Below are 9,166 nucleotides of genomic sequence, written 5' to 3'. Positions count from 1 at the left end.
GCGATCGCCGCGCACGGGCCGGCCGGCCTGGTCGTCGTCGACGACAGCGCCAACTTCCTCACGCTGCCCTGGGAAGGTCCGCTGGCCGACGCGGCGCCGCTGGTGACCGGCGAGGCGGGCTTCGACCGGCTGGCCGCCGCGGACGTGGTGGTCCGCTCGCCGGGCGTGCCGAACACGCACCCGTGGATGGTGGAGCTGCGCCGCCGGTCCGTGCCCGTCACGCAGGGCAGCGCGCTGTGGATGGCCGACCACGCGGACCGGACCGTCGGGGTGACCGGCAGCAAGGGCAAGAGCACCACGTCCAGCCTGATCAGCCACCTGCTCACCGCGATGGACCGGCCGAACGTGTTCGGCGGCAACATCGGGGTGCCGCTGCTGGACCTGCCGGAGGCGGAGCTGTACGTGCTGGAGCTGTCCAGCTACCAGTGCGCCGACCTGACCGACTCGCCCCGGGTGGCGGTGGTGACAGCGCTGTTCCCCGAGCACCTGGACGCCCACGGCGGCGAGCGGGAGTACTACCGGGACAAGCTGAACCTGGTCGCGCACGGCCCGCACGCCGTGGTGGTCAACGGCGCCGACCCGCGCCTGGCCGCGGAGCTGGGCGACCGGGCCGCGATCCGGGCCGGCTCACCGGACACCACGCACGTGTCCTCCGGCCCGGACGGCACGCAGTGGTTCCACCTGCGGGACACGCCGCTGTTCCCGCGCGCGGTGCTGCCGCTGGTCGGGCGGCACAACGAGGGCAACCTCTGCGTCGCGCTCGCCGTGCTGGACGCGCTCGGCGTCGACGTGGTGGCGCGCAAGGACAGCCTGGCCGTCGCGGTCGCCGAGTTCCAGGGCCTGGCGCACCGGCTCACCGAGATCGCCGACCCGTCCGGGCTGACGTTCGTCGACGACACGCTCGCCACCAGCCCGTACGCGGCCATGCACGCGATCGACGCGTACGAGGGGCGGCCGTTGACGGTGATCGTCGGCGGCGCCGACCGGGGGCTGGACTACAGCCCGCTGCGCGCGCACCTGGCCGACCGGGAGATCACCGTGATCGGCGTGCCGGACAGCGGCCCCCGCATCGTGGAGGCGCTGTCCGGGCTGCCGTCGGTGCGTACCGAGCTGGCCGACGACCTGGTCGCCGCCGTCGGGCTGTCCCGCAAGCTCACCCCGGCCGGCGGGGTGGTGCTGCTGTCCCCGGCCGCGCCGAGCTACGGCCGGTTCCGCAACTTCGAGCACCGCTCCGAGGTGTTCGCGCAGGCGGTGGCGGACACCGCCCGCTGAGTCAGCCGCGTTCCGCCCGGGCGTCCCGCGACGGCCCCGGCTCGGCCGACAGGAGCGCGTCGAGCGACTCGGTGGGCGCCGAACTGTCCACCGGTTCACGCGGCCCGGGCGCGGTGGCGGCGACCGCCGTGCCGGCGGCGGGTGTCGCCTCGGCGCGGGCCGGCCGCTGCTTGACCGGGGTCCAGGCGAACGCGAGCGCCCCGCCCACCAGCGCCAGCAGCATGCCGACCAGGAACCCGCCCAGGTTCGAGGTCAGCCAGGAGGCCAGCCCGAGCACCAGGGAGAGCACCGCGTAGAAGACCCGTTGCTGCGGGGTGGTGATCAGCAGCACGCCGCAGATCACCAGGATCGCCGGGACCAGGTACGCGGCCAGGCCCTGCGGCCCGACGTGCAGCAGGACGCCGAGCGGCGCGCGCAGCGTCACCAGCATCTCCGCGCCGCCGAGCGCGATGAGCAGCCCGGCGGTGAACGGTCGCGCGCGCCGCCAGCGCCGCCAGCGTGCGCGGACGCCGGCGGCCGTGTGCTGTCCCGGGCTCATGTCAGCACCCGTCGGAGCTGAAGCCCATGCGCAGGTTGGGCAGCGTGAAGATCGCGGCGGTGGTGGCGTAGTTGTTCTGCCGCAGGTTGGTGATGGTCACCGTGTCGGCCTGCTGGGCGAACACGCCCGGGTTGCCCTTGACCCCGGGGACCTTGTCGACGGTGCTGGCGTCCTGCCCGACGTCGATGTTCTTGAAGGAGGCGTTGCCGGCGATCTCGTCGCCGTCGACCACGAGCGTGCGGGCGGTCACCGGCTTGCCGGAATTGCCGGCGGTGATCCGCAGGTTGGTTCCGCCGAGGTTGATGCTCTGGCAGAGGTTCGTCAGTTCGGCCTTGTCGATGGCCGAGACGATCACGAGCACCTGCCCGCCGGTGTCGCCCTGGTTGGGGCTGTCCGGGATCATCTGGTCGAGCGTGGCGAACTGCTCGAACCCGGTCCCCTCCAGTTTGTCGGCGGTGACGGTGAACGGCATGCCCGAGATGGCGAACTGCGCGCCGAGGACACCCTGCGCGGTGAGCATCACCATGCCGGCCGCGCCGACGGTCACGGTGCCGAGCGTGACGGCGAACCGGCGCCAGCGTACGCCGCTTCTCGGTTGATCGATCTGCTCCGACATGCTGGCTCCCTTTCGAGATCAATTCATCCGCGACGATGTGAATTGGATTCGCGGGGCGTCCGCACCGGGTGGGCGCAGGCCGAAGTTACCGCTGAGTAAAGGGCCGGTCAACTGCCTGTAGCAGATCATTGGACGGCATTTGCCAAAAGCGGCCAAAGTGAAAAACCGCTGCGGTTTCTGATCGGTCAGGGATGAGCGGGCGGCGCGCACGGCGCCGTGGCGGCCGGTCCGTCGTCCGGTCGGGCGGCCCGGGCGGCGCGCCGGGCGCCCTCGGGACCGAGGAACGGCGCGGTGGCCGCGTACGTGAGCACCGGCAGCAGCGCCGGCAGCTCGTCGGCCCGCCCCTGCGCCACCCGCTCGCGGATGGTGGCGTGGATGCCGCCGACCACAGTGGACACCAGCGCGTCGCGATCGACCTCCGCCGGCTCCGGACCGGTGCCGGCGAAGAACCGGCGGAAGCTGCGCAGCAGCGCGTCGCGTTCCCGGCGCGCGTCCGGGCCGGCCGCGTCCACCTCGACGAGTGCCATCCGGGCGAACGCGGGCACGCTCGCCAGCACGTCGAGCAGCGTGCGCAGCGCCGCGCGTGCCGCGTCCGGCCAGGCCGGGCCGGCGTCGCGGTAGGCGTCCTCCATCAGGTGCGACACCACGGCGATGCCGTGCCGGTACGCGGCCAGGAACGCGTCCTGCTTGCCGTTGAACAGCGCGTAGAACGCGGGCCGGGTGACTCCGGCCGCGTGGCAGATGTCGCTGACCCGGGCGTTGTCGTACCCCCGGGCGGCGACCTCCCGGACCAGCCCGTCGAAGAGGCGGTCGCGCTGGGTCGCCGCCACCTCCTCGGCCGGCACCCGGCGCGGGCCGCGCTTGATGGCGCGGTCCGGGTCGCGGCCGTGGCGGGCGCCCGGCAGGGGTGCGGGTGCCGGTGACGGCGGGCTCGGGATGGTCACCTGTCGACCTCTCTCGATGCGTTGACTTTACGACCCTCCGGGGTTTATAACTTTCGACACGCTCAGTTCACGCCCCGTCACCGCTGGTGATCTCTCCTCGTCGGTCACCCCGTACGTGTCGAAGGAGGGCCGGATGGCTGCCATTATCGCCGCGCGCACCCGTCCCCCCAAGGCCGGAAAGACCGAGGTGACGCGGCGTCGCCGCACTGCGCCACGCCGCCCGGCCCGCTGAGGCCGCAACGGCGCACCACCACCATCGGCGGCCCGGCCGCCGCACCCACCGGCTCCGTCCACCCCGGACGCCGCCGGAACCGTTTCCTGTCCCACCGCCGGAAGGAACAACCATGCCCAGGTACGGACGCATCGGCGCGGGTCTCGCCGCCCTGGCGCTGCTGACCGGTCTGGTCGGCGCCGCCCCCGCCACCGCCGCACCCACCACCTCGCTGGCCAGCAACGTGCTGACCTACCCGACCGTCGCCGGCACCGCCGTGTCGGTGGGCGACGTCATCCAGGCCAGCCTGCGCAGCGGCACGAACGCCACGTTCTACTCCTCGTCCAGCGGCACCACCGGCATCAAGTGCGCCGCGTCCAGCTTCAGCGCCAAGGTGCTGACCAACCCGACCGCCCCCGGCACCGCGACCGAGAGCCTGACCGCGCAGTCGTTCTCCAGCTGCACCACGAACGTCTTCGGCACCACCGGCGTGCAGAGCATCACCGTGAACAACCTGCCGTACACCACGTCGGTGACCAGCGCCGGCGTGGTCACCATCGCCGGCACGGCGGCCGCGCCGATCCAGAGCACCGTCGTGCTCAACTCGCTGCTCGGCGCGATCACCTGCGTCTACCGCACCAGCACGAACACGCTGACCGGTACGGCGTCCAACGGCACCAACTCGATCACCTTCACCAACCAGACCCTGACCAAGTTCTCCGGCCCGTCGCTGTGCTTCGGCACCGCGTACTTCACCGCCTCGTACTCGCCGGTGAAGGACACCAGCAAGACCGGCAGCCCGGCGGTCTACGTCAACTGACACCCGCTCCCGGGCCGGTGCGCGGCGGTACGCCGGGCGCCGGCCCGCACGCCGGCTCAGCCGGCCGTCAACGTGGCGTGCAGCGCGCGCATCGACCGCAGCGCCGACCGGATCTCCTGCAGGTAGCGGCCCGGCGTCAGGGTCGGCTCCGGCACGTCGACAGCGGCCCGGGCGGCCGGGTCCACGCCGACCGTCTCGATGCCGCACCCGTACGGCACGGCGAGCGTCCGCAGCGCGTCGCAGTGCTGGAACGGCACGTAGATCGGTGCGGTCACCATCAGCACCTCGTCGCCCGCGCGCAGCCGCACGTGCTCGGCCCAGAACCGTTGCGTGTCGGCGGTGTGCGCGCGACGCCGGTCCGGCTCGCTCGACGGCGCGGCGAGCACCCGTACCGGGGGCAGCCCGGCCGGCCGGTAGGTGCGCGAGGACCAGGACCGGTGCGGATGACCGGCGGGCTCGCCGCGTTCGTCGTCCGGCTCGGCCACCCCGAACGCCAGCCGCACCCCGGCGTCGAGGACGTCGACCTCGGTGGCGCAGCCGGACACCCCGGCCGCGTCGAGCGTGCGGCACTCGGCCGCCGAGAGCGGCCGGAAACTGCCCAGCACCGCCACCTCGCCGGTCACCCCGGCCGCCGTCCGGGCCAGCATCGCCGCGTACGCGGTGCGCCGCAGGCAGGCGTGCGCCAGCCCGCCGAGCACCAGCAGGTGCGCGTACCCGGATCGGGCCGGCGCGACGGCGCGGACCAGGCCCAGCGTGGCGGCCGCGCGCAGCACCAGCCCGGCGGTGGCCGGGTCGAACGCCGGCTCCCGGGCGTCCGGGCGTTCCCGTCCCTGCCGGAAGTCCCAGCGGCGGGCGGAGAACACGTCCAGGCCGGCCAGCACCGCCGTCAGGTCGCCATCGGGCCAGTCGCCGCCGAAGTGCGCCACCAGATCCCGCACCGGGGCGGACTCCACCCAGGACCGGATCCCGGCCAGGAGGTCCGCCCGCGTCGTCCCCGCCACGCCGCCCGGCAATGTCACCTGATCCGTCCGCACCCGCCGGATGCTACCGCCGGGCCGGCCCGCGAAGTGCCAGTTGTCCCGGCCCCGGTCGTGGTGGGAACGTGCGGGGATCCACCTCCGCTGAAGGGTGCGCCGATGACCTCCGACGACCTGCTGGCCCGGCACCGCGCCGTGCTCCCGTCCTGGATGCCGCTCTACTACGCCGAACCGCTGGAACTCGTCGCCGGGTCCGGCCGCCGGGTCACCGACGCGGCCGGCCGGACCTATCTGGACTTCTTCGGCGGCGTGCTGACCACGATGGTCGGCCACGACATCCCGGAGATCCGGGAGGCGGTCGAGCGGCAGCTGCGGACCGGGCTCGTGCACACCTCCACGCTCTACCTGATCCGCCGGCAGGTCGAGCTGGCCGAGAAGATCGCCCGGCTCTCCGGCATCCCGGACGCCCGCGTGTTCTTCACCAACTCCGGCACCGAGGCGAACGAAGCAGCGCTGCTGGTCGCCACGAACCACCGGCGCTCGCACCAGATCCTCGCGGTGCGCAACAGCTACCACGGCCGGTCGTACGCGACGATGGGCGTCACCGGCAACCGCGGCTGGTCGGCCAGCGCGCTGAACCCCTTGCAGGTGGCCTGGCTGCACTCGGGGGAGCGGCTGCGCGGGCTGCTGGCCCGGCTCGACGCCGCCGACCGGGTCGACGCGGCGGTCGAGGACCTGCGCGAGGTGCTCGCCACCCAGACCGCCGGCGAGGTGGCCTGCCTGATCGCCGAGCCGGTCCAGGGTGTCGGCGGCTTCGTGCACGGCCCGGACGGGCTCTTCGCCGCCTGGAAGAAGGTGCTCGACGAGCACGGCATCCTGCTGATCAGCGACGAGGTGCAGACCGGGTGGGGCCGTACCGGCGAGCACTTCTGGGGCTACCAGGCGCACGGCGTGACCCCGGACCTGCTCACCTTCGCCAAGGGCATCGGCAACGGCTTCGCGCTCGCCGGGGTGGTCGGCCGGGCCGAGGTGCTGGAGTCGGTGCCGACGATCAGCTTCTCCACGTTCGGCGGCAACCCGGTCTCCACCGCGGCCGGCAACGCGGTGCTCGACTACCTGCTCGACCACGACCTCCAGGGCAACGCCGCCCGGGTCGGCGCGATCCTCGGCGACGGCCTGCGCGCGGCCACCGCCGGGCTGGACCGGGTCGCCGAGGTACGCGGCAAGGGCCTGATGCTCGCCGTCGAGTTCGTCCACCCGGGCACCGTCGAGCCGGACGCGGCGCTGACCACCCGCGTGTTCGAGGCGTGCCGGGCCGGCGGCCTGCTGGTGGGCAAGGGCGGCCTGTACGGCAACGTGATCCGGATGGGCCCGCCGCTGACGCTCACCGAGGACGAGGCCCGGGAGGGCCTGGCGATCCTGGTCGACGCGATCCGCGCCTCGATCAAGGCGTGACCATCAGCCCGGCCGGTCCCGTCCGGACCTGAGCAGCCGCAGCAGACCCGCCCCGGCCAGGTACGCCACCAGCGCCGGGGCGGGCAGGCCCAGCGGCTCCGGTCCCTCTTTGGGCGTGAGGCTGTTCAGCAGCAGGCCGACGAGCACGCCCGCGTACCCGGCGAGGGCCAGCCCGGCGCGCAGCCGCCGCCTCCCGACGCCGGCCGGGCCGGTCGCGGCCGGGCGGCGGGTCCGGGCCTCGACCGGGCCGAAGACGGCGACCAGCACGGCCAGCACCGCGGCCAGCGCGAGCAGCCACGGTACGCGCCACGCCCACCAGGCCGCCGAGCCGACCGGGGGAGTGGGCAGCACGCCGAGCGCGTCCAGCAGGCCGACCAGCAGCACCGCGGCGGTCAGGTGCCAGAGGAACAGGGTGAGCACCACGGCGTTGACCGCGAGCACCGCCTGCCAGGGGCCGGACCGGCGCAGCCAGCGCCCGGCCGGGCGTCGCAGCAGCAGGATCAGGCCGAGCTGGGCGGCCGCGGCGGCCATCAGCGCCAGGCTCGGCGGCGCCGCGTTGTCCAGCCGCTCGCCGGGGACGTGGAGCATCGCCACCGGGTACGGTCCGGCCACCGTGAGCAGAACCAGCGCGACCAGGCCGCCGCCGAGCAGGACCGCGCCGGCCCGGCCGGACAGCGGCAGCCGGCGGCGGAACAGGCCACGCGGCGCGGCGTGTCCGGCGCGGGTGTCCGGCCGGGCGGCGTCGTACCAGGCGAACCCGACCTGGTGCACGGCCAGCCAGCCCAGCAGGTAGTTGCCGTCGGCGAGCACGGCCGGGCCGAGGAGCCGGCCGAGGTCGCCGAGCGCGACCAGGGCCACGAGCACCACCGGCACGGCGAGCCCGAACCGGCGGTGCAGCGCGTACATCGGCGGGGTCAGCGCCACCACCGCGACGTAGGCGACCAGGAACCACAGCGGGATGGTGGCGAACCAGATCGCCTCGCGCACCTGCGCCGCGTCGGCGCCGCGCAGCGTGGCGATCCCCGCTCCCGCCGCCAGGACCAGCAGCAACACGGTGGTGGGGCGGATCAGCCGGGCGCTGCGGTCGACCAGCCAGCCCGTCGCCGAGCCGCCCCGGCGGCGGCGTGAGGTGAGCGAGGCGGCGTTGGCGTAGCCGCCGACCAGGAAGAACACCGGCATCACCTGGGCCACCCAGGTCAGCGGCCAGGCCCAGCGCAGGTCCGCCAGCGCGGAGTGGCCGGCGGGGCGGCCGTTGTCGTACCCGATCACCGTGACGCCCCAGTGGCCGAGCACGACCATGGTGATGGCCAGCGCCCGGAGCAGGTCGATGTAGCGCTCCCGCCCCGGCGGCGTGCGTTGCGCGAGCTGCCGCAGGCGGCGCATGAAGTCAGGCTAGGCCAGCGCGCCGCGACCGGTACGGATAACGGATCGGTCGAGAGGGGTTGTGGTCCCCGTCGCACTGTCGTAGAAATTCTTCAGTGGAAATGCCTTATGTGAAGACAAGCGACAGATCGTTCACCGGGCGTACCCGAACCGAGGAGATGCGATGAACAGGCGTGAGATCCTTCGGCGCAGCGCCGCCGCCGGCCTGCTGGCCACCCCTGCTGCCGGCCTGCTCGCCGGCTGCGCCACCTCCGGTGGCGGCGACGAGGGCGACGGCGGCGCGTACAAGGGCACGAAGAGCGAGCAGAACCCGCTCGGCGTGGCCGAGGACGCCCCGCTGGAGGTGGTGATCTTCAACGGCGGCTTCGGGGAGGACTACGCCAAGGCCCACGAGGCCATGTACAAGGAGCGGTACCCGAAGGCGGAGATCAAGCACTCGGCCACCGCGGAGATCAGCAAGACGCTCCAGCCCCGCTTCGTCGACGGCAGCCCGCCCGACGTGGTGAACAACTCCGGCGCCGGCCAGATCGACTTCAACGGCCTGGTCTCCCAGAACGCGCTCGCCGACCTGGGCGAGCTGCTCGCCGCCCCCAGCCTCGACACGCCCGGCAAGACGGTCAAGGACACGCTGCTGCCCGGCACCGTGGAGGTGGGCTCCTACGACGGCCGGTTCCTGGTCCTCAACTACACCTACACGGTGTACGGCATCTGGCACTCCACCAAGCTGTTCGCCGACCGTGGCTGGGAGGACGCCAAGACCTGGGACGACCACATCGCGCTCTGCCGCCGGATCAAGGCCGCCGGCATCGCCCCCTGGACGTACGCCGGTGTGCACCCCCGCTACATGAGCTGGCCGCTGATCTCCACCGCGATCAAGCTCGGCGGCCCGTCCGTGGCGCTGGCGATCGACAACCTGGAGCCGAACGCCTGGAAGTCGGACGCGATGAAGA

Annotated in this window: 9 protein-coding genes; 4 read left to right on the top strand and 5 right to left on the bottom strand. The window is 73.5% G+C overall.

Annotated features, from left to right (window positions below; translation table 11 throughout):
- A partial coding sequence (gene murD, locus KBX39_RS14255; RefSeq protein WP_210870978.1) for a UDP-N-acetylmuramoyl-L-alanine--D-glutamate ligase occupies window positions 1-1,272 on the top strand: 1,272 nt, incomplete at its 5' end.
- Between the two features lies 1 nt (window position 1,273).
- Here the strand turns inward: murD and KBX39_RS14250 are convergent.
- The 3 genes from KBX39_RS14250 to KBX39_RS14240 form a co-directional block, all read right to left on the bottom strand.
- On the bottom strand, window positions 1,274-1,810 hold the full coding sequence (locus tag KBX39_RS14250; protein WP_113972448.1) for a DUF6114 domain-containing protein: 537 nt from the start codon (window positions 1,808-1,810) through the stop codon (window positions 1,274-1,276).
- A gap of 1 nt (window position 1,811) precedes the next feature.
- Window positions 1,812-2,426, bottom strand: a complete 615-nt coding sequence (locus KBX39_RS14245) for a DUF6230 family protein (protein ID WP_030500319.1) — start codon at window positions 2,424-2,426, stop codon at window positions 1,812-1,814.
- 185 nt (window positions 2,427-2,611) lie between these two features.
- On the bottom strand, window positions 2,612-3,370 hold the full coding sequence (locus KBX39_RS14240) for a TetR/AcrR family transcriptional regulator (RefSeq protein WP_043329745.1): 759 nt from the start codon (window positions 3,368-3,370) through the stop codon (window positions 2,612-2,614).
- A gap of 344 nt (window positions 3,371-3,714) precedes the next feature.
- On the opposite strand from KBX39_RS14240, the gene KBX39_RS14235 reads away from it, so the two are divergent.
- Window positions 3,715-4,401 carry a hypothetical protein gene (locus KBX39_RS14235; RefSeq protein WP_030500321.1) on the top strand — a complete coding sequence of 229 codons (687 nt, stop codon included), beginning with the start codon at window positions 3,715-3,717 and terminating at the stop codon, window positions 4,399-4,401.
- 56 nt (window positions 4,402-4,457) lie between these two features.
- Here KBX39_RS14235 and KBX39_RS14230 read toward each other — a convergent pair whose 3' ends face one another.
- Entirely contained in the window at window positions 4,458-5,420 is a 963-nt protein-coding gene (locus KBX39_RS14230; RefSeq protein WP_166457346.1) for a hypothetical protein, read from the bottom strand.
- Between the two features lie 117 nt (window positions 5,421-5,537).
- Between KBX39_RS14230 and KBX39_RS14225 the strand changes: the two genes are divergently transcribed.
- On the top strand, window positions 5,538-6,833 hold the full coding sequence (locus tag KBX39_RS14225) for an aspartate aminotransferase family protein (protein ID WP_210870977.1): 1,296 nt from the start codon (window positions 5,538-5,540) through the stop codon (window positions 6,831-6,833).
- Window positions 6,834-6,836: 3 nt separating this feature from the next.
- Here KBX39_RS14225 and KBX39_RS14220 read toward each other — a convergent pair whose 3' ends face one another.
- On the bottom strand, window positions 6,837-8,216 hold the full coding sequence (locus KBX39_RS14220; protein ID WP_210870974.1) for an acyltransferase: 1,380 nt from the start codon (window positions 8,214-8,216) through the stop codon (window positions 6,837-6,839).
- A gap of 163 nt (window positions 8,217-8,379) precedes the next feature.
- Here KBX39_RS14220 and KBX39_RS14215 point away from each other — a divergent pair.
- Window positions 8,380-9,166: extracellular solute-binding protein (locus tag KBX39_RS14215; protein WP_210870972.1), on the top strand; the 787-nt coding region annotated here is incomplete at its 3' end.

The organism is Micromonospora sp. D75 (genome assembly GCF_018070405.1).
Lineage (GTDB): Bacteria > Actinomycetota > Actinomycetes > Mycobacteriales > Micromonosporaceae > Micromonospora > Micromonospora chalcea.
This window is presented reverse-complemented; position numbering and strand designations above follow the sequence as displayed.